This is a genomic window from Flavobacterium sp. LC2016-12 (genome assembly GCF_015351595.1).
GTDB lineage: Bacteria > Bacteroidota > Bacteroidia > Flavobacteriales > Flavobacteriaceae > Flavobacterium.
The window spans coordinates 69,857-90,338 of sequence record NZ_JADKPT010000013.1 but is presented as its reverse complement, the minus strand read 5'-3'; the positions used below and the strand labels follow the sequence as shown (position 1 = coordinate 90,338).

Annotated in this window: 19 protein-coding genes; 10 read left to right on the top strand and 9 right to left on the bottom strand. The window is 34.7% G+C overall.

The window, feature by feature from the left end; all coding sequences use genetic code 11:
- Positions 1–254 precede the first annotated feature (254 nt).
- The 9 genes from IRZ99_RS17925 to IRZ99_RS17885 all read left to right on the top strand — a co-directional run bounded on the left by IRZ99_RS17925 (position 255) and on the right by IRZ99_RS17885 (position 8,231).
- Positions 255–734 (top strand): hypothetical protein, encoded by a 480-nt coding sequence (locus IRZ99_RS17925; RefSeq protein ID WP_194658553.1) that lies wholly within the window; start codon positions 255–257, stop codon positions 732–734.
- A gap of 155 nt (positions 735–889) precedes the next feature.
- On the top strand, positions 890–3,208 hold the full coding sequence (locus IRZ99_RS17920) for a patatin-like phospholipase family protein (protein WP_194658552.1): 2,319 nt from the start codon (positions 890–892) through the stop codon (positions 3,206–3,208).
- 239 nt (positions 3,209–3,447) lie between these two features.
- Positions 3,448–4,536, top strand: a complete 1,089-nt coding sequence (locus IRZ99_RS17915; protein WP_194658551.1) for a hypothetical protein — start codon at positions 3,448–3,450, stop codon at positions 4,534–4,536.
- A gap of 52 nt (positions 4,537–4,588) precedes the next feature.
- Positions 4,589–4,921 carry a multidrug efflux SMR transporter gene (locus tag IRZ99_RS17910; RefSeq protein WP_194658550.1) on the top strand — a complete coding sequence of 111 codons (333 nt, stop codon included), beginning with the start codon at positions 4,589–4,591 and terminating at the stop codon, positions 4,919–4,921.
- A gap of 12 nt (positions 4,922–4,933) precedes the next feature.
- Positions 4,934–5,401 carry a GNAT family N-acetyltransferase gene (locus tag IRZ99_RS17905; protein ID WP_194658549.1) on the top strand — a complete coding sequence of 156 codons (468 nt, stop codon included), beginning with the start codon at positions 4,934–4,936 and terminating at the stop codon, positions 5,399–5,401.
- 268 nt (positions 5,402–5,669) lie between these two features.
- Positions 5,670–6,521, top strand: coding sequence for a methylated-DNA--[protein]-cysteine S-methyltransferase (locus IRZ99_RS17900; protein ID WP_194658548.1), 852 nt, complete (start codon positions 5,670–5,672; stop codon positions 6,519–6,521).
- A 50-nt stretch (positions 6,522–6,571) separates the two neighbouring features.
- Positions 6,572–7,285 (top strand): 2OG-Fe(II) oxygenase, encoded by a 714-nt coding sequence (locus tag IRZ99_RS17895; protein ID WP_194658547.1) that lies wholly within the window; start codon positions 6,572–6,574, stop codon positions 7,283–7,285.
- 105 nt (positions 7,286–7,390) lie between these two features.
- Positions 7,391–7,636: an Ada metal-binding domain-containing protein gene (locus tag IRZ99_RS17890; RefSeq protein ID WP_194658546.1), complete on the top strand. Its 246-nt coding sequence runs from the start codon at positions 7,391–7,393 to the stop codon at positions 7,634–7,636.
- Positions 7,623–8,231 (top strand): alpha-ketoglutarate-dependent dioxygenase AlkB, encoded by a 609-nt coding sequence (locus IRZ99_RS17885; RefSeq protein ID WP_194658545.1) that lies wholly within the window; start codon positions 7,623–7,625, stop codon positions 8,229–8,231. The genes IRZ99_RS17890 and IRZ99_RS17885 overlap by 14 nt, the downstream gene beginning before the upstream one ends.
- A 3-nt stretch (positions 8,232–8,234) precedes the next feature.
- Here IRZ99_RS17885 and IRZ99_RS17880 read toward each other — a convergent pair whose 3' ends face one another.
- Together IRZ99_RS17880 and IRZ99_RS17875 are read right to left on the bottom strand one after the other, a co-directional pair.
- Positions 8,235–8,555: an MmcQ/YjbR family DNA-binding protein gene (locus tag IRZ99_RS17880; RefSeq protein WP_194658544.1), complete on the bottom strand. Its 321-nt coding sequence runs from the start codon at positions 8,553–8,555 to the stop codon at positions 8,235–8,237.
- A gap of 52 nt (positions 8,556–8,607) precedes the next feature.
- Complete coding sequence (locus IRZ99_RS17875) at positions 8,608–9,363, bottom strand: NUDIX domain-containing protein (protein ID WP_194658543.1); 756 nt, start codon at positions 9,361–9,363, stop codon at positions 8,608–8,610.
- Between the two features lie 225 nt (positions 9,364–9,588).
- Here IRZ99_RS17875 and IRZ99_RS17870 point away from each other — a divergent pair, with 225 nt between their 5' ends.
- Positions 9,589–9,915, top strand: coding sequence for a hypothetical protein (locus IRZ99_RS17870; RefSeq protein WP_228519118.1), 327 nt, complete (start codon positions 9,589–9,591; stop codon positions 9,913–9,915).
- 50 nt (positions 9,916–9,965) lie between these two features.
- Here the strand turns inward: IRZ99_RS17870 and IRZ99_RS17865 are convergent, their stop codons facing one another.
- The 7 genes from IRZ99_RS17865 to IRZ99_RS17835 form a co-directional block, all read right to left on the bottom strand.
- Positions 9,966–12,194, bottom strand: a complete 2,229-nt coding sequence (locus IRZ99_RS17865) for a glycoside hydrolase family 3 N-terminal domain-containing protein (protein ID WP_194658542.1) — start codon at positions 12,192–12,194, stop codon at positions 9,966–9,968.
- A 13-nt stretch (positions 12,195–12,207) separates the two neighbouring features.
- On the bottom strand, positions 12,208–13,632 hold the full coding sequence (locus IRZ99_RS17860) for a glycoside hydrolase family 30 beta sandwich domain-containing protein (protein ID WP_194658541.1): 1,425 nt from the start codon (positions 13,630–13,632) through the stop codon (positions 12,208–12,210).
- A gap of 2 nt (positions 13,633–13,634) precedes the next feature.
- Positions 13,635–14,468, bottom strand: coding sequence for an endonuclease/exonuclease/phosphatase family protein (locus IRZ99_RS17855; protein ID WP_194658540.1), 834 nt, complete (start codon positions 14,466–14,468; stop codon positions 13,635–13,637).
- Positions 14,469–14,541: 73 nt separating this feature from the next.
- Positions 14,542–15,624 carry a glycoside hydrolase family 16 protein gene (locus tag IRZ99_RS17850; RefSeq protein ID WP_228519116.1) on the bottom strand — a complete coding sequence of 361 codons (1,083 nt, stop codon included), beginning with the start codon at positions 15,622–15,624 and terminating at the stop codon, positions 14,542–14,544.
- Between the two features lie 19 nt (positions 15,625–15,643).
- Entirely contained in the window at positions 15,644–17,401 is a 1,758-nt protein-coding gene (locus tag IRZ99_RS17845) for a cellulase family glycosylhydrolase (RefSeq protein ID WP_194658539.1), read from the bottom strand.
- A 36-nt stretch (positions 17,402–17,437) separates the two neighbouring features.
- Positions 17,438–18,916, bottom strand: a complete 1,479-nt coding sequence (locus IRZ99_RS17840; RefSeq protein ID WP_194658538.1) for a glycoside hydrolase family 30 beta sandwich domain-containing protein — start codon at positions 18,914–18,916, stop codon at positions 17,438–17,440.
- A gap of 27 nt (positions 18,917–18,943) precedes the next feature.
- Positions 18,944–20,413 carry a glycoside hydrolase family 30 beta sandwich domain-containing protein gene (locus tag IRZ99_RS17835; protein ID WP_194658537.1) on the bottom strand — a complete coding sequence of 490 codons (1,470 nt, stop codon included), beginning with the start codon at positions 20,411–20,413 and terminating at the stop codon, positions 18,944–18,946.
- Between the last annotated feature and the right edge of the window lie 69 nt (positions 20,414–20,482).

Sequence of the window (20,482 nt, the reverse complement as noted above, 5' to 3'; positions counted from 1 at the left end):
TGTCGGGTTTTGTTTTTTAATCTAAAATCAGAAGTCTAAAATTTAAAATAATAAGGGCGTGCCACCATACCGGTAAGAGGGCAAAATTACTTTGCGCGTATTCGCCCTCTTACCAGCATGCCGTCGGGCTATCCGGGTTACTTCGGTAACCTTTCCTATCCCTCACGCAAACGGCAATTAAAAACCAATAAATTACTATTTTCTTTAATTCATTTTAAAATATAAGCTTATTTTTGAAAACCAAAAACCAAATTATGAGAATACGCCTTGTTGTAATAATAATCATGATATTACCACTTTATATAAATGCACAAAGCTTTAATCCTTCTAAAATACAATTTACTCCTCGACATCCTTTTGGAATTGGAGATGAAAAACCACCACAGTTAGTACAATTACCAGCCATGAAGCCACTTTCTACTTTAACCCAAATAGAAAAGGCACAAGCTAAATTGGCAAGAGAAGAGCAAAAACTAATAAAATTAGCAAGAATGGCCTGGGATTTGGAAGATGACTTGAAAAAAGAACAAGAGCAATTAAAAACTCTTGAAAATGATCCAGACACAAGTAATGATCCAGATCATCAAAAAAGAATTGAAAAATTAAAACAACAAATAGCTAAATCTCAGGATAAAGTAAATGAGTCAAAAGCAGAGGTAAAATCAGAATCAAAAAAAGTAGAAGATCTTGAAAAAGCGATTGAAGAAGCTAAATATACAAGGTACGGAGAATAATAATACAAATAAACCCTTGCAGAAATGTGAGGGTTTATTGTTTTTATACCCACTCAAAAAAACATTCTCTCAAAAAATTGCACGTTTATAAATATCTACTTACTTTTAATAATTAAAATAAGGTTCTATTTCTCAAACACTTAAACAGTACAAGCTTGAAAAAAACTACTTATTTAATCGTCTTCTTGTTTTTACTAAGTCTCCCACAAATCATTTTTTCTCAGGAAAAGAAACCTAAAGTCGTATTAGTATTAAGCGGTGGTGGAGCAAAAGGAGTTGCCCATATTCCGCTTTTGCAAAAACTCGATTCCTTACACATTGTCCCTGATCTTATCGTTGGAAACAGTATGGGAAGCATCATTGGAGGTTTGTACGCCATGGGATATTCTGGTGACAGTATCGAAAAAATCACTAAAAATATATATTGGGATAAACTCCTTGGCGGAGGCCAATCGTTGCGATCTGTAAGTGCAGAAGAAAAACGAGAATTTCAAAGATATTTAGTTGGAATAGGTGTTAAAGATGGAAAACTTAATAGTATTGGTTCTCTATTAAATGATCAAAACCTAAGAGAATATCTTTCTGAATTAACCTTTCCTGTTTATAATGTTAGAGATTTTGACAGTCTCCCAATACCTTTTCGAGCTATGGCTACCGACTTGGTTGAGGGAAAAGAAGTCATTTTAAGTAAAGGAAGTTTAGCTTATGCTATGCGTGCAAGTATGTCATTGCCTGCGATTTTCAAACCAATGCCTTACGAAAAATCAATTTTAGTAGATGGAGGGGTATTAAATAATTTCCCGACTGATGTTGCCCAACAAATGGGCGCCGATATTATTATTGGAAGTGATGTAGGTGGTGGATTGGAACCAATTGACAAACTGAACAATGTCATGACAATATTGATGCAGACCAGTATGTTTCCGAGCAATATTAAAAATCCTGCAAATCGTGATCGTTGTTCAATATTAGTCGATCACTTACCCAACTTACGTTTCTCTACCGCTGATTTTGCAGATAGTGACGAAATCTATAAAGACGGTAAAATAGCAACAAATCAAAATCTTCCTGCTTTAATTGCATTATCAGAAAAACTAAAAGCATTTCCGCAACGCACGCACGCGTTGCCTGATATGCCAAAAGAATTTGTCCTGGACACAATTGTTTATAAAAATATAAGTCCTGAGAATATGCCTTTGGTATTAGGAAGAGCAAACCTTAAAACACATGTAAAATACACTACAAAAGATTTAATAGCCGGAATTAACAGAGCCATGGGTACCAATCTTTTTGATCAGATAACCTATAGCTATTTCATCAAAGACGGAGACAAATTAGGAATTACATTGTTTGGATTTGAACGCGCCAAAAATCAGCTCAACACCTCAATACATTATGACACTTACCGAGGCGTTGGAATCATTTTTAATTACACCGGCCGAAATGTTCTTGCTGATGCCTCTCGTCTTCTTGTAACAGTAGATATTGCTGAGCAACCCAAAGCAAGAATCAATTATCAGAAAAATTTCGGGCAAAACAGAGAATGGTGGTGGATATCTGAAGCTTATGGTGCCTTGTTGCGACAAGAAATTTACATCAATGGCAAAGCATCAGACAACATACTTTATAATGCTATTGAAATCAATAACGAGGTCAACAAAAATTTAAATTCACTGAAAAGTTATGCAGGTTTTGGCTTAAACTATATCCACTCTAACCTAAAACCAAAATATGACCGGGAATACAATCCAAACTCCGTCAATATAAACAACTACAAAGCTAATAATATCGAATTCAACATGCATTATTCCTATAATGATATGGACAAGGTATTTTTTGCGACAAGCGGAAACATTATAAAAGCAAATGTAGCGCGATCATTCCTTAGTGATGTCGACGCCTCTTTTTCTGCTCCTGATTTAATAAATATTTCCGGTTCAACAAATGGCTACACAAAATTTGGTTTTAGTTTTGAAAAGAGGACACTCTTAAAAAAGAAAATTACAGGAATTATAGGATTTGATTCCTATTTTATTTTTCAGGACAAACTTAAAGACGATCAAATTCCGTTTTCAGGATTTGGTTATGCTACAAAATATTTTTTAGGAGGCATTATTCCAAGCTCTGGCAGCAATCGTTTTTCATTTGCCGGTCTAAATGAAGACGAAGTCAATGTCACGCAATATATGGGACTTAGACTCGGCTCTCAAATAAATCTAACCGGAAAAATTTACCTTACTCCACACTTTAATATTGCTAGTATAGGTTTTGACACTTTTGACGATTATATCGGTCATGCATTTAGCCCAAAAGGAAAGTGGGATGAAAACATCGAACCTAGCCTTATATTGTCCGGCGGATCAGCGATTTCTTATCAGTCTATTTTAGGGCCTATTCATTTTGATATGTCATGGATAAACAACATTGATAAAGTGCGATTGTTTTTTAGTGTAGGATTATCACTCAATCCGTAGTTAATTTTAAAAGTATTTTTTTTTAAAATCCAAAATCATTAGGGCGTGCCACCATCCCGACAAGAGGGCAAAATTACTTTGCGCGTATTCGCCCTCTTGTCGGCATGCTGTCGGGCTATCCGCGCTACTTCGGTTGCCTGCTCCTATCCCTCACGCAAAACGGAAAGCAGGAAAGCATCCAGTAAGCCAGACATTCTTTTTTCAAAAGCTTATTCTTATATTTACCACAAATACTTTTCATGAAACAATTTATACTGTTCAATCTGTTTTTATTTATAAACTGTTCCGTATTTGCTCAAAATAATGATACCTGGATTTCATTTTGGGACAAAGACACCACACACATCGGATTTAAGGATAAAAACGACAACATCAAAATAACGCCAAAATTTACGAGAATGACTTCTGCCCTTAAATTTGATGCTATCATGGCCGTAAGCGAAGATGAAAAGGATAGCTGGAAAAGTTATTACTTAACCAAATCCGGAAAAATTGTCGGCCTTGACAGTTTGTACATTTTTGATAACGGACCGGATTGCGAAAATGAAGGTTTCATTCGTTTTAGAGATCCAAAAACCGATAAAATGGGAATGTTCAACAGCGAAGGAAAGATTGTCATTCCAGCGGCATATAGCAATTTAACAAAAGCCAGAAACGAACTGATAATCGCATTAAAAGGCGCAATCAAAAAAAAGTTTGACGACGAACATTTTGGCTGGACTGGCGGAAAAAAATTTCTCATCGATATCAACAATAAAGTCTTAGTAGAGAACTTTGAATATGAAAACGATTATGATCTGAATTTTTATTCTGTACAGAAATCAAAAGAACCAAGTAAAGATTCTGTAAGAGAAAGTTTTCGCGGAATTAACGGCCAGTATTATTCTTTTATTAATTATGATAAGGAATTTAAATTATGGCTCAAAAATACTTTGCTTTCAGATCTGTCCAAAGAAAATTTACTGAAACATTCCTTTGAGCAAATCACTTATTGGAAAAACCCAAACGGATGGATCAATGAATCAAAAACTAAATTTACCGAACAGAATTACAATCTTTTAAAATTAAAACTACAAGAATTAAATTCTGAAAAAACGGATTACTTTATTTCTGCTGATGGTTTAAATCAATTTATATTCAAAGAAGGAGAATATGAAAACTATTTTAACAATTGCAATGAATCTAAAGAGTGGCAATATCCCGTTATGAACATAGTAATAACCTCAAAAGACAGTGAGGATTTTGGTCAGGATCATTTCGAGTTTTTAAGAACAGAAAATGGTTATCAATTAATAAGCGTTTCCATGTCAAAAGATAATCTTAAATAATTCTTTTAGATCTCACTCAAAAACAAAGCTTAACTTTGTAAAAACGTGAAATATGAAAAACTTCTTCTTTTTAGGAATTGCCATACTATTTGAAATCATTGCTACTTCTGCCTTAAAAAGATCAGAACAATTTACGCAGCTTATTCCCAGCATTATTACAATTATAGGCTATTTTGCTGCATTTTACTTTTTAAGTTTTGCAATCAGAACCATTCCGGTTGGAATTGCTTACGCCATCTGGTCAGGCGTCGGAATTGTTTTGATTACTATTATTGGTGCGGTTTTCTTTAAGCAAATACCCGATTTACCAGCCATTATTGGATTGGTTTTAATTATGATTGGCGTTGTAGTAATCAATGTTTTCTCTAAAACTACCGCTCATTAAATTTCTGATTTTATGGAAATAACTTTCAGAAATGCAACTATTTCAGATTTAAATGAAATGCAGGAACTATTTGTCCAAACGATTCAATCTGTTTGCAAAAACGATTATAATCCCGACCAAATTAAGGCGTGGATTTCCGGTGTAAAAAACAAAAAACGCTGGATTGAGGTGATCGAAACGCAGTTTATTTTATTAGCCTTTTTCGAAAATAAAATTACTGGTTTCGCAACTTTGAAAGACAACAATTATATTGATTTTTTCTACGTTCACAAAGATTATCAAAGACAAGGAATTGCTCATAAAACCCTAAATAAATTAGAGTTTGAAGCTAGAAATCATCATTCAGAAAGCATAACTTCTGATGTAAGCATAACCGCAAAACCATTTTTCGAAAAGAAAGGATTTGTTGTAAAAGTGGAACAAAAAAACATAGTAAAAGGCGTTGAGATTATAAATTACAAAATGGAAAAAGAATTATAACGAACAATATAATCTCGCAAAGACGCGAAGTCGCAAAGATTTTTCTTGCTATTGTCATCCTGAGCGAAGTCGAAGGATCGCAAAGTAATTCCATAAAGATAAGCAAACTTAAAAAGTAAATCTTTGCGACTTCGCGTCTTTGCGAGATTAAAAACATTGCGATCTTTGCGTAAATCTTAGCGCACTTTGCGGTTTAAAAAAACGCAGCAAGTTTCGGATTTTATGACTGCAAAAGCCGGTCGATATTTGCATTATAAAATTGAAAGAAATGAACACACAGGAAAACATCAATTATAATAGAATCGCCGATGCGATTGATTATATCAAAGCCAATTTTAAAGCGCAACCCAATCTTGATGAGGTTGCCGAAAAAGTGCATTTGAGTCCGTTTCATTTTCAGCGTTTGTTTACGGAATGGGCCGGCACAAGTCCGAAGAAGTTTTTGCAATACATCAGTGTCGAACATGCTAAAAAAATTCTGAAAGAAGACAATCAGGCAACATTATTTGATGCTGCTTTCGATACCGGACTTTCCGGAACGAGTCGTCTTCATGATTTATTCGTAAACATCGAAGGAATGACGCCAGCCGAATACAAAAATGGCGGAAAGAATCTGGAAATCAATTTCAGCTTTGCCGAAAGTCCGTTTGGGAATATCATTGTCGCTTCGACGCAAAAAGGCATTTGTTTTATGGCTTTCGCCGAAAACGAAGAAATCGGATTTCACGATTTAAAACATAAATTTCCAAACGCAAACTTCTCCCGAAAACTGGATTTAGTACAACAAAATGCCTTATTTATTTTCCAGAACGACTGGAGCAAGTTATCTGAAATTAAACTGCATTTAAAAGGAACTGATTTCCAATTGAAAGTTTGGGAAACGTTGCTAAAAATCCCAATGGGACAACTTTCAACTTACGGTTCCATAGCGCATCAAATTGAAAAACCGAATGCTTCAAGAGCTGTCGGAACAGCAATTGGGAGCAATCCTGTAGCATTTTTAATTCCGTGTCACCGCGTAATTCAATCAACTGGAACCTTTGGTGGTTATATGTGGGGAAACACGCGTAAAACGGCTATTATTGGCTGGGAAGGCGCACAATCTGACTCAGAAATTTAAAATCACAGAACGAAGACGCACTGCTGTGCGCCTCTACAAAAAACAATTCCATGCAAAATATACAATCAAAAATTGCTTCCCAAGATTGGGAAAGCATCACCGAATCTATGCACGAAAATGGCTTTGCAATCATTCCAAATTTACTTACTACCGAAGAATGCGAAGATTTAAAATTCGATTATGATAATCCAAATTTATACCGAAAAACAGTTGTTATGGAGCGATACCGTTTTGGTTTAGGTGAATATAAATACTTTAATTATCCACTTCCGGATTTGATTCAAAGCATTCGCTCGACCATTTATCCAAAGCTGGCTCCAATTGCAAACGCCTGGATGAAAGTGCTAAATATCAACACCTTTTTTCCGGAAACACATGAAAAATTGCTCGAACAATGTCACGCTAATAATCAACTAAAAGCAACTGTTTTAATTTTAAAATATGGTAAAAGCGGTTTTAATACTCTGCATCAGGATCTATATGGAGATGTTTATTTTCCTATTCAAATAGTTCTTTTCCTAAACGAACCCGATGAAGATTTTACGGGAGGCGAATTTGTCTTAACACAACAAACGCCCAGAGCGCAATCAAAAGCGATTGTTTTGAAACCTAAAAAAGGTGATGTTTTGGTTTTTACAACCAATTTCAGACCGGTAAAAGGCACAAAAGGATATTATCGTGTGAATATGAAACATGGTGTTAGTGAGATTCATTCCGGTGAACGACATACATTGGGAATTATATTTCATGATGCGTTATCTTAAGGTTCAAAGATGCAGAGGTACAAAGGTTCAGAGGTTTCCTTATAAGCTGGCATCTTTGCGCCTTTGTACCTCTGCATCTTTGAACCTTTGAACCTAAAAAAACAAATGATACAACACAACAAAATTCTTGATTCCGATCTTAGAAATAAAATTAAAAATGCGGAAATTTGCTTCGGTGGAAACCGAAAACTAAAAATTTACGGAACATTAAAATGCGCTTCCGGAAAAAGAATGAAACACGAAAATCGGGTTTTCTTTTTATCTGAAAATGAAGCTAAAGAAAATGGTTTCAGGCCTTGCGGACATTGCATGAAAACCGAATATCAAAACTGGAAAAATGGACTTATTTGATCCACATACAGACGAAAATACAAACCTGCTTCCGAAAGATGGAACGGTGAATTATTACGGAAAATTATTTTCTCGTGAAGATTCAAACCATTATTTAGATATTCTTTTGAACACAATTGAATGGAAAAATGACGAAGCGATTATCTTCGGAAAATTAATCTTAACCAAACGCAAAGTAGCCTGGTACGGTGATTCTGGTTTTGAATATACCTATTCGAATACAACAAAAAAAGCACTTCCGTGGACAAAAGAGCTTTTGAAATTAAAAGCCATTATTGAAGAAAAAACAGGTGAAACATTCAACTCCTGTCTCCTTAATTTATATCATTCGGGAGAGGAAGGAATGGCCTGGCACAGCGACGCCGAAAAAGATTTAAAAAAGAATGGCGCAATTGGCTCTGTCAGTTTTGGAGCGGAACGTAAATTTGGTTTCAAACATAAAGAAACCAAAGAAGTTGTTTCCTTAATTCTGGAACACGGAAGTTTATTAGTAATGAAAGATGAAACACAAACGTATTGGTTACATCGTTTGCCTCCAACCAAAACAACTTCAAAACCGAGAGTAAATTTGACTTTTAGAACGATTGTGAGATAAAAATTATTTCTTTTTTGAAATTACATTTTCATAAGATCGTATCAAAGCGTCTTCAAACATTTCGGGTCTTACTTTTGAAAGTTCGACAATTGTCCATCCTTGTTTTCCCCATTTATTTGGAATTGGATAAAAAATCTTTTCACTTGAAGCACAAAAAACAGATTGGTCGATTTCGTTTAATTTTAAAACCGCTCTGTTATTCTTTTCATCAAAAGTACCGAAGATTTTCTTATTGACACGAAAAGAAGTTTTCTCGAAATGTGGCTCTTCTGTTGCATTCGGAAATGACATGGCTAATTTTCTAAATGCTTCAATTGCTATCATAGTATAGTCTTTTAACAGACCTAACAGGTTTTAAAAACCTGTTAGGTCTCAATTACCAACCTTGATTTAATCCATTTTTTAAGACCTCATCATATTTTTCTTTATCAAAAGAATATAAATTTGGTGCTTTGTGTGCTACGTTGCTTTTCTTCTCGTCAAGCTTATTAAGAATTCCGATGTTAGTTATTTTTCTAAGAAAGTTTCTCCGGTCTAATTTTTTATCTAAAATCGTTTCGTATAATTTTTGAAGCTCTGGAATCGTAAATTTCTCGGGCAGTAAATTATATCCAATCGGCATTAAATTCAATTCTGTTCTCAAAGTGTCCAATGCTTTATCAAGAATTTCTTTGTGATCTAAAATTAATTCTGGAACTTCTTTATGATCAATCCATTCTATTACTTCGTCTTTATTAGCTGGTTTTGGAATAGTTTTTAGAAAATCCACTAATGCATAATAGCCAATCGTAACAAAACGACGCATCAGCCACTTACCTTTTTCTTCTTCAATTTTTAAATACTCCAATATCTTTTTATCAAAGTGCTGGTCGTTACGTTTTACTTTTCCAAAAGTAGCAAATTGCCTTAAAAAAATACCTTCTACACCTGTTCTTTCATTTAAAACGGTAACAGCTGCCACATCAATATCCTGATCTACCGGAATAAATCCACCAGGCAAAGACCACGTTTCACGATGCGGAATTTTAATCAAAAGAACCTTAAGCTGATTGTCATGAAAGCCAAAAATAACACAGTCGATTGACAGTCCGGGCTGATAATTTTCATTATTCTCTATAATGTCTTTTAGCATTCGTTTTCAATTAAATACCACTTTTTCAGTGTCAAATTATCTTGCAATGTAATTCATTTTGATAAAACGAAAACATTTTTGGTCCAATTCAAAAGAATTAGTACAGAAATAAAACGTTAATAAAGAAGTGTATGGATCACAATTTTAACTTAAAATTAAAATGCAATATAAAAAAAATAAGTACATTGCGTCATAATAACACATTAATTAAATCATTTGTTATTATTGAAACACAAAAGTAAGAATAATTCTATTTTTAGTTTCATCACAAATCAGAAAGTTAATGCAAGAGATATGAATACCAATCCGTTAAAAAATATCAATGAAAAAATTAGAACCAAAATCTGGACTTCATTCGGGTTTGTTTCTAAAACTTATCTTTTAGAAGAATCAATCAAATACAGTCAGCAACAGGAAAAGATTTTCAACCAAATGATTGTTGAAACTGAAGCAAAAGATAAAAAGGCAAAACGCGAAGCTTTTGATAAAGCGTTATATGCATCTTATAAAGGAATTGGCGCTATGGATTTTATAAATACCGTTTTGAAATAATTCAAAACCTTTATAAAATCCATAACGCCAATTTTAATTGACATACTATATTACTGTACTAATTCAAAATCTGATTTTAGTTTAATATCTGCTGACGAAGCTCCAATCATTACTTCAAAATCTCCCGGCTCAGCAACCCATTCTAATTTATTATTGTAGAAAGAAAGTTTCTCTTTGTCAATTGCAAACTCAATTGTTTTAGATTCTCCAGCATTCAATTTTACTTTTTGAAAATCTCTCAATTCTAAAACCGGTCTTACAACAGATCCAAATTTATCTTTTAAATATAATTGCACTACTTCTTCTCCGGCAACTTTTCCAACATTTGATAATTGAAAAGAAACTTTAATCGTTTCATTACTTTTAATTTTTGTTGAAGATAATTTCAAACCTGAATAATCAAATTTCGTATAGCTCAAACCATATCCGAAAGGAAATTTAGGCGAGTTTTTTAAATCGATATAAGCTGAAACATAATTTTTAGAATCTTCATCTTTAGCTGGTCTTCCTGTGCTGAAATGATTGTAATAAATTGGCACCTGACCAACTTCTCTTGGGAAAGTCATAGGCAATTTTCCAGATGGATTATAATCTCCAAATAAAACATTGGCGATTGCAGTTCCTGCTTCAGTTCCTAACCACCAAGTATAAACGATTGCCGGAACGTTATCAGCGGTCCAGTTAAAAATAAGAGGTCTTCCAGCATTTACCAAAACTACAACTGGTTTTCCAGTTGCCTGAATCGCTTTTACTAAATCTTCCTGAACACCTGGTAAATGAAGGTCACTTCTACTTTTTGCTTCACCACTCATGTCGCGTCTTTCGCCAATGCTCAAAATAACAACATCAGCTTGTTTTGCAGTTGCAACCGCTTCAGCAAAACCATCTTTATTGTCTCCGTCAACTTCACAACCTTTTGCGTACAACAATTTAGTGTTTTTACCCACTTTATTTTGTAAACCATCCCATTGTGAAACAACCCATTTATCATAATTCACATCTGGTAATTCAACTGACCAAAATCCCATATTGGCTTTGTATTCTTTTACCATTGGTCCTATAAATGCAATTGTTTTTACGCTTTTAGAAAGTGGTAAAGTTTGGTTTTCATTCTTTAATAAAACAATACTTTTCTCCGCTACTTCAAGTGCTGCTTTTCTGTTTTCAGGATTGCTAAGTGCTTTTTCAGCTCTTTTATCATCTGAATATCGGTATGGATCCTCAAATAAACCTAATTCAAATTTCTTACGAAGAATACGTTTTACAGCATCATCAACCAAATCAACAGAAACTCTTCCTTCTTTAATCAATTCGGCTAAATTATAACGGTAGGCATTACTTTCCATATCCATATCGCTTCCGGCAGTAATTGCTGAATAAGCGGCTTCTTTAAGATCTTTTGAATAACCGTGTGCTACCATTTCTCCTATCGAGCCCCAATCCGAAACTACGAATCCCTGAAAGTTCCATTTTCCTTTTAAAATATCACGTTGCAAATGCGCATTTGCAGTTGCCGGAATTCCGTTTAAATCATTAAATGAATTCATAAAAGTTGCTGCACCAGCATCTAAAGCCGCTTTAAACGGAGGTAAATAGGTTTCAAACAACATTCTTTCGCTCATATCAACTGAGTTATAATCTCTTCCGCCAACAGCAGCACCATACGCCGCGAAGTGTTTTACGCAAGCCATAACTGAGTTTAAATCGCCTAGTTTATTTCCCTGAAAACCTTTTACTCTTGCGTATGCAATTTTAGATCCCAGGTAAGTATCTTCCCCGGCTCCTTCCATTACACGACCCCAACGCGGGTCACGTCCGATATCAACCATTGGAGCAAATGTCCAGTGAATACCACTTGCAGAGGCTTCCGTAGCAGCAACTCTGGCAGCCAATTCAATTGCCGCTAAATCCCAGCTTGCAGCCTCGGCTAACGGAATTGGGAATGTAGTTTTGTAACCGTGAATAACGTCCTGACCAAACAACAACGGAATTTTTAGACGGGATTGCATCGCTAATTCCTGATACTGCCTTGTATATTTTGTTCCGATGATGTTCAACATCGAACCCACTAAACCTGCCTTAATTTCAGCTTGTTTGTTTGGATTAATTGTAATTGGCCCTGTTGCTGAATTATCTCCGGTATATTGGTTAAGCTGACCAATTTTTTCTTCAATAGTCATCTTCTTCAGTAGGGCATTTACTTTCTGATCGATTGTTTCCTGCTGAGCGGTCGCAAAAAACGAGACCATCAACAAGGTAAATGTGGTTAATTTCTTCATAGTTTAATTTTGATTACCAAACGTAAGTTGCTACTGCACCCGCATTTAAAGTAGTTGAAATTTGTTTTTGATTGTATTTGATATTGAATGTTTCTGCTGCAGTTCCATCATTTTCTACAAGTAGAACAATTTGTCCTGATGGCGTTTTGAAAGCTACATTATAAAGATTTCCGCTGATCTTACTTCCTATTCTAACCGATCCTAAAGGAACAAATTTTGAAGCATGTCCAATAATATAATACCCAACTTCTCTTTTGATATTTTGATTTTTATCAATCATCAAAGCACCCTTACAAGTAGAACAGCCGCCTGGTGTAAAAGGTTTGTAGAATTCATCATTTGCTAATCCCCAAGAAAGTGCAATTTTACTCCAATTACGCATCGAACCAATTACTACATTTTTCACACTCCATTTCAAATCCGATTCAAAATTGCTTCCTGATCCTGTGTATTGTTCTGTAAAATATAAATCTTTGTTTGGATAAGCATCGTGAACGGTAGACATCGCGCTAATATCTCCTTCATATAAATGAAATGCAGAACCTGCTACAAATGGATTTGCTTTTGCATCTTTTAAAATAGTCAAAGGATATTCTGGTTTATTGCAATTATGATCGTAAATCACAATTTTGGTTTTAATTTTTGCTTTTGCGAAAGCGGGACCTAAATGATTCCCAATGAAATCTGCCTGTTGTTCTGCAAGCATCAATAAACTTGGATTATTTCCAGGATGAAGAGGTTCATTTTGAGGTGTGATTGCGTCAATTACAATTCCCTCCGCTTTCATGGCCTGAATATATTTTACAAAATACTCGGCGTAAACCTGATAATATTTAGGTTGTAAACTTCCTCCTTTAGAGCTTCCGTTGTCTTTCATCCAAACTGGTGGAGACCAAGGAGAACCCATAATTTTTATTTTTGGATTTATAGCTAAAATTTCTTTTAAAACGGGCACCACGTCTTTCAAATCAGGGCCAAGGTTAAAGTGTTCTAATTTTAAATCCGTTTGGCCTTCCGGCATATCATCATACGAAAAAACAGTTTCATTCAAATCAGAAGCACCAATACTAATTCTTAAATAACTCAAACCAATTGCATCTTCTTTTCTCGAAAAAAGCTCCTGAAGCAATGCCTCTCTTTTTGCTTTATCCAGTTTCAAAATTGCCTGAGCACTTCCTCCAGTTAATGAAAATCCAAAACCTTCTATGGTTTGAAATTTCTGAGAATCGTCAACTGTAATAGTTTGGTTCGAATTCGTTTCTGAATTAAAAACCAAATCATTTTGCTTTAGCAATTTTGATGATTCATCTGTAGTCGTGATCCACGATTGAGCTTTACCGGAATTGGCAGCTGCATTTTTTGAAGATCCACATTTTATCTGAACTGCTATAAGTGGCAGTAAAAGTAAAATCTGGAGTTTTTTCATACTATTTTTCATATTTAATCTATTTCTATTAAGACAGGCAAATGATCTGAAGGATATTTTAAATCTTTAGAATCACTTAGCACTGCGTGTTTTTCTATTTTCAGTCCACTATTTTTAGAAACAAAAATGTAATCTATTAACAACGTTACTGGTTCATTGTATTTAAAACCGTTGAAGGTTCCTGACGGTCCAAAAGGTTTTTCTTTAGAAACATCTCTGGTATCATCCATCACTTTTTTAATCTCTGTAATTTGTTTGGTATCAGGTTCCGAATTAAAATCTCCCATTAAAAAAACTGGGTATTTTTTGCTGTTAATTGCTGCAATTTTCGAAAGTACTAACTGCACTCCCTTTACTCTTGCTTCTTCACCCATATGATCCAAATGCAGATTAAAAACCCAAAATGTTTTTTTTGTTTTCAAGTCTGTAAAAAGTCCATAGGTGCAAACCCGATTACAAGCCGCATCCCATCCTCTTGAAACTACATTTGGTGTTTCTGACAACCAGAATGTGTTAGAATCCTGAACCTTAAAACGATCTTTTTTATAATAAATCGTACAGGCTTCTCCGGTTCCTGCTTCTTCTCTTCCTATTCCAAACTTGTTGTATTTTGGAAAAGCCGAAGCGATATCAATAACCTGGTTTGGCAGTGCTTCCTGAACGCCAAAAATATCAGGACTATAAAATTGTATTTGAGAAGTAAAATAATCCTTTCGGTTTGGCCATGCATTTTCTCCATCTGAAGCAACATCCAAACGAATATTATAGGTCATGATTTTCTGACCATAAAATGAACCACTTACCAAAAGCAGCATTACTACTAAAACAATTGAATTTATCTTTTTCATATTTAAAAAATTTTAATCTCGTAAAGCTAGTCTTTCAAAGACTTTACTGAAAAAAATTAATTTAAAACTTATGTTAATTATACACTCTAACGTAATCAACTTCGAAAGTTGCATTGGTGAAATTTGGATCAACTGTTCCACCAAAATTCCCTCCCATGGCCAAATTCAAAATCAGAAAAAAGTTTTGATTAAATGGTGTTGAAGCGCTATTTACATATGTGTAGAACAAATTATCATCTACATAAAATTTAATACTTTCAGCACTCCACTCGGCGGCATAGATATGAAATTCTGTCGCTGAATTTGGAACTGTTGTAGTTTTTGTATCAGGTGTGTTTCCTGAGCGTCCAGGAGAATGTAATGAAGAATGATTTACATTCGGATTATTTCCAACTGATTCTAAAATATCAACTTCACCACATGCTGGCCATTGAACTGTATCGATATTATCGCCTAACATCCAAAACGCAGGCCACGTTCCGCCGCCAACAGGCAGTTTTGCACGAACTTCAGCTCTTCCGTATTTAAATGAAAACTTCCCTTTTGTAAGCATTCTCGATGAAGTATAGTGACTCCCCATATACTCTTCTTTAATCGCTTTTATTTTTAAAATACCATTTTCGATAATTACATTTTCTGGCCTATTCGTATAATACTGCAATTCATTATTGCCAAAACCATTTCCTGTTCCTAAATCATATCCCCATTTTGAGGTATTTGGAGAACCGTTAACATCAAATTCATCAGCCCAAAGTATTTTTCTCGCAACAAAAACAGTAACAGAAGTGGTTTTACTCACAAATTGCCCCGCAGCATTATAAGCCGAAACAATTATGGGATAATTTTTAGTTCCCGAAGCTGTAAATTCATAAGTTAGATTACCATTTGTCAGGTCTTTTGCCTGACCATCAATTAAGACTTTATATGAAATTGCATTTGCTGCATTAAAGGTAAAATGCACTTTCCCGCTTCCATCTCCATCAGGTTTAGCAGTCGTTTTACCAACTACTTCCATTTTAACAGTAAGATTTGAAGGTGCTGGCAATACAGGAGTTCCGTCACTTGCGTCGCTACCACTGCTGCAAGACTGGAAGCCAAACAATAAGAGAAAAGTAAAAGTCCCTACTTTTTTCATGTAATTCTTTATTTTCATCATTATTAATTTGAATTAGTTTTTACTTTTTTGATGCGTCTTTTTTAGCTTCTGAAAAATCCAGGTAATTCAGATTGAAGCCTCCTTTTTCGAAAACCACTTTAATCTTATTTGTTCCTGCATTCACCTTTACATCAGATAAAATAACAGTTTTCCATTTGTTATTATCTCCTGTTGCAGGAAGTGTGATGGCTTCTGATTTATTTCCGCCTTCTGTTTCTAAATGAAGTTTACCTTCTGTACTTTCACTTGAATAACGAATAGCAACTTTATAATCATTCTGTTTTTTAACTTCTGAAGTAAATTGCAGCCATTCTCCATCTTCAATAAAAGAAACCTGATAACCATTTGATCCAGAATCTTTACAAGGCAAAATATCAACACCATCATTTCTCATGGTATTTCCTTTGTTCCATTGATCAAAAGTTCCTGTTGCCACTTTGTAATTCACAAAATCTTTATCTGAATAAGCATATCCATTTGTTCCCAAATCATATTGCGTTGCAATAATTTTCCCCGGAATTATATGTTTTTTATATGGTTTAGTGTCATTTGTCTGAACTTGCCTGAACATTGCATCAATAACATCTGGCTTAACCGTTACATTTTCCATTTTGTAATTATCTGCCATTTTCATCAACGTTTTTTTGGCGAAATCTTCTGATGGTTTTTGTCCGCCATCTTTCCAATATTTTAGTAAAATATCATATTCAGGAATTTTTGTAACCGAAGTCACGCCAGCAATATTTTCTATTTTTTTCATTGGCCAAAAAGCCCATCCAATATTATTGGTTTCCATTAGCGTAAGTGCGTCTTTGAACCAAACATTAGAATTTTCTCCACTTTCTCCCAACCAAATCGGAACGTTATATTGTGTTCTGTAATCCAACATTTTTTGGATAGATGCTTTGTCATTGTAATTCCAATATTTATGAAAGCTCAATGCCATATTTTCATCCCATAAAGGAAAAACTCCGTTGTAATTATTCCCCCAGCAATTCCCTTCGATAATAACCATGTGATTATTATCAACTTCACGAATCGCTTTTGTAACGGCAACCAATAAATCTCTTAAAGGGCCATTTGAGTTTTCATCACAACCGTTTTTATTGGTTCCTGTAAAATTCCAGTTTGGTTCATTAATAATGTCGTAAGCTCCAATCCATGGATTATCTCTATAACGAGAAGCTAGTTTTTTCCATAAAGCAATCATTTTTTTCTGATTGGCTTCACTTTGCCACAATGCCGGTTTAGTCGTATCATAATCAGATATTGCCGCATCATTTCCTTGACCTCCCGGAGCAGCGTGTAAATCTAAAATGAGGTACATTTTATTTTCGGCACACCATTTCAGTAAATTATCTGTCATAGCAAAACCTTCTTCAATCCAGGTTATTTCACCATTTTTTTCCTCTTGTATTGATGGTGTGTACAAATTATAATGCATTGGCAAACGAACCGAATTGAAACCCCACGCTGCTAATGAATCAATATCTCGTTTCGTGATACCATTCGCTTTGTAAGCGGCATAGAATTCCTTCGTTCCTTTTTCTCCGGCAACTTCCTGAATTTTTTGTTTAATTTGATACTGTGGACTCGCAAAAGGCTGCGTTTGCAACATATAGCCTTCCTGAACCATCCAGCCTCCTAAACCGAGACCTCTTAATATTATATTTTTACCATTTCCGTCAACGATCTTTTGTCCGTCTCTATGCAAGAAACCTTGTCCGAAAGTAGCAACTGAAAGTAAAAGTTGTACTGTTATAAATATTTTTTTCATCTGAAAATGATTTATTTTCTGTTAAAAATTATCTGATTATTTCCAGGTATAAGTTGCAACTGCTCCAGCGTCTAAAGACGTTGTAACCCATTTATTATTGAATTTAATATTGAAGGTTTGACTTGTTGTCCCATCATTTTCAACAATTAATACTTTTGATCCGGAAGGTGTAATAAAAGCAACGTTTTGAAGATCTCCGCCTGAATTACTTCCAATTCTTATAGAACCCATTGGAACAAATTTTGAAGCATGGGCAATGATGTAATAAGCAACATTACGCTGAAAAGCCTCACTTGATGTTATTGTCAAAGCACCTTTACACATAGAACAGCCACCATCAGTATGAGGTTGAAAATTGCCGTCATTGGCTAAATTCCACTCAAGCGCATTTTTACTATAATTTCTCATAGAACCAATGATTACATTTCTAAGATGCCATTTTAAATCGCCATCAAAACTGGCTGCAGAAGAAGTCCATTGCTCTGTAAAATAGACATTTTTAGTTGGGTAAGCATTGTACACATTCGTAAGCGCGCTGATATCTCCACCATAAAGGTGAAAGGCAGATCCGTCTACAAATGGATTAGCATCTACATCAGCCAAAATTGCTTTTGGGTAATTAGGATTATCACAGTTATGATCGTATGCAATAATTTTAACTTTAAGATTTGCAGCTTTAAAAGCAGGGCCTAAATTATTTTTAATAAAAGAAGCCTGATCTGTGGCAGACATATACATACTAGGATTATTTCCGTCATGCAAAGGCTCGTTTTGAGGCGTTATGGCATCAATTGTAATTCCTTCAGCCTTCATTTGCTGAATATACTTTACAAAATATTTAGCATAAACATCATAGTATTGAGTCTGTAATTTTCCTCCCATAAAACTGTCCTTGTCTTTCATCCAAACTGGAGCAGACCATGGTGTTGCCATAATCAAAATTTTAGGATTGATTACCAGAATTTCTTTCAACAGAGCAATTACTCCAGCTTTATCTTTAGCTAAACTAAATTTTGCCAAATCTAAATCAGTTTCCCCAGCTGGAAGATCATCATAAGTAAAAGGAGCTGCATTTAGGTCGGATGCACCAATACTGATTCTAAGATAACTTATACCAATAGAATTTTCTGCTGTACCAAATAATTCTTTCAATAAAGCGCTCTTTTTTGATGCCGTTAATTGATTAATCATGTCAGCACTTCCTCCTGTTAGAGTGTAACCAAAACCATCTACAGTTTGATACTTTTGAGATTCACTTACTTCAATATTTGTATAAGCATTAGCAACAGTTCCAAATCCTAAAGTTCCGGTTTGCTTCGCTAATAAAACACTTTGATCTCCTTTTGTAAGCCAAAAATCGACATCGTTTGTTACAACTACTGGTGGCGTTACGGGAGGTGTAACCGGCGGCGGAACAGGATCAGTGGCATCGTTTGATGAAGAGCATTTTACCTGTGCTAATATGGCAATCGCAAAGAATAATACTTTTATACTATTTTTAAAATTTAGTTTCATTTTTATAGTTTTTAGTTAGTAGTGCCGTTAGTACACAATAGTTTGTATAGCATGTGGCGGAATAGTTATAGTGGTTTTTAAAGTGTTGTTTATTAAACTATAAACAACATCCTTATCGGATTGATTCATAACGATAGTGGCAATTTTTCCGTCAGAATTTTTAAAAGAGGTACTCAAAAGACTTTGATCACTAATAGTCTGATTTATTCTCTTAGCATTTGGCTGAATAAATTTTGACAAATGGCCGATATAATAATACATCGGAGTAAAAATCAATTCGTCTTTTGTCGTATCTGCATGGATTGGAGCAAAACAAAAATTCCCAACATGATTAGGTCCTCCATTTTGATCTAAAAGAATATTCCAATCTGTCCAGCCAACCGTACCGTTATTAAAATCATTAATCATATTAAGACCATAACGCTCTGCATTTTCCCAAAATTGAAATTTTGCAGTATCAAATTTTTCAACACAGCCTTCTGTAAAAAGTAAGTTTTTATTTGGAAAAGCTTTATGTACATTCCCTACAGATTGAAATTGCGGAGGCCCTCCATTCCAGGTCTCATACCAGTGGAATCCAATTCCCCAGGCGTATTTTGAAACTTCAGGATCTGAAAAAACAAGATTCGCTCTTTTTTCCAGCATATCTCCACGATTGTGATCCCAAATAATAATATTTTTAGAACCCAGTCCTTCTTTTTCTAAAGTTGGTCCGAGGAAGTTTTTCAGGAAATCACGTTCAGCTTCAGGAGTATAAATACACGATTCCCATCTTTGCTTGGCCATTGGTTCATTTTGAATTGTCAATCCCCAAACTGGTACACCTTCTTTTTCGTATGCTTTAATAAATTTGGCATAATAATTTGCCCATGATTGTGCAAACTCAGGCAATAAAACGCCGCCGTGCAAAATATCATTATTGTCTTTCATAAAAGCTGGGGGACTCCAAGGACTTACAAATAATGTTAATTTCCCGCCGGCAGTTTCAATTGCTTTTTTGATTAATGGAATTCGATATTTTCTATCGTGATCAATGTTGAAGGTTTTTAATTCTTTGTCCCCTTCAGAAACATAAGTATAACTGTCGCTGCTAAAATCGCAACTATGAATGTTAGTTCTGGCTAAGGAATAACCAATTCCTTTATTTTTATCATAATAAGCGGTTAGGAATTCCTGCTGCTTTTTAGGAGATAATTTGGCAAAAACTTCAGCACTTGCATCAGTAATGGCGCCGCCAATTCCTAAAAAAGTCTGATCTGTTTTTTCAGTATCAATAACAATAGATACTGTTGAATTTATTTGTTGTGAAGTTGAATTCGAAATTAAATTATTAGATAATGACAATCTCAAATTAGTGTTTTCGGCTGTAGTATAAACCTGGATTTTTTTATTTGATTTGGATGGAGATACTGTAGTATCATCCACATTTTTTGATGAAGAACAACTTAATTGCAGAACTAGTATTGGGACTATTAAAATTCTATTTATGGTTTTCATTGTTACTTTTCAAAAACTATTTAATTTAAAAATTAAGTAATCGAGGGCTAAAATGGATGATTCAGATCA